Raw genomic sequence first — 727 nt, forward strand, 5'->3', positions numbered from 1 at the left:
TGGCGGACGGCGTTTCCTTCGACGAAAGGCGCGTTGCACCATTCGCACCGGCCCAGTGGGACTGGCGTGAACGTTCTTCGAAAGCGATATTGGATGCGCTAGGTGCGAAAATTGTCCTAATTCGGGGCCGCGCTGAGCAGACCCACCGGTCCTGTCTACACTCCGCTCCTTTGACCGCACCTGCCGCAGGCCAGGTCTTCGGGGTTCTTCCACAGTGCAAAGCGGGTGTCCCTTGAGCTTGCGTACTCGCTCATGAGCTGGCCGCGCCGGGGCGTTTTTGGCGGGCCGACCCCGGCCCCACGTGGGCTCGCTACGTGACAGCGCCCACCCGGACAGTTCACGTTGACCGGGTGAGGCCAAACGGCGCCGAGCGTGCACTGGGGGCGAGATTCGGGCCAGCCGATTTTCCGCCCTCAGTTCACGCTGGGCGACGGCGCCGAAACGGCCAGTCGACGCCGTGACCATCATGGGCACCAAGAAGTTGACCGCAACGCGCGCAGTCACCCATGTCAGAAGACGATGGTCTGGTTGTGATGCACGATGACGCGGTCTTGGCAGTGCCAGAGCACGGCGCGGGAAAGCACTGCGCGTTCGACGTCGGCGCCGACACGCACCAGATCATCGACGGTGTGGGTGTGGTCGACACGAACGACGTCTTGTTCGATGATGGGCCCCTCGTCGAGAACTTCGGTCACGTAGTGGGCGGTCGCGCCGATCAGTTTGACGC

General features: G+C 64.0%; 2 pseudogenes. Both read right to left on the reverse strand.

Annotation, left to right across the window (positions count from 1 at the left end):
- Positions 1–191: 191 nt before the first annotated feature.
- Positions 192–324: pseudogene (locus tag FJM08_RS08485) on the reverse strand (ISL3-like element ISAar34 family transposase); the annotation flags it as partial.
- Between the two features lie 302 nt (positions 325–626).
- A pseudogene (locus FJM08_RS08490) lies at positions 627–695 on the reverse strand (hypothetical protein); the annotation flags it as partial.
- Between the last annotated feature and the right edge of the window lie 32 nt (positions 696–727).

It is taken from the genome of Metamycoplasma equirhinis (assembly GCF_006385185.1).
In the GTDB taxonomy this organism is placed as follows: Bacteria; Bacillota_I; Bacilli_A; order Mycoplasmatales; family Metamycoplasmataceae; genus Metamycoplasma; species Metamycoplasma equirhinis.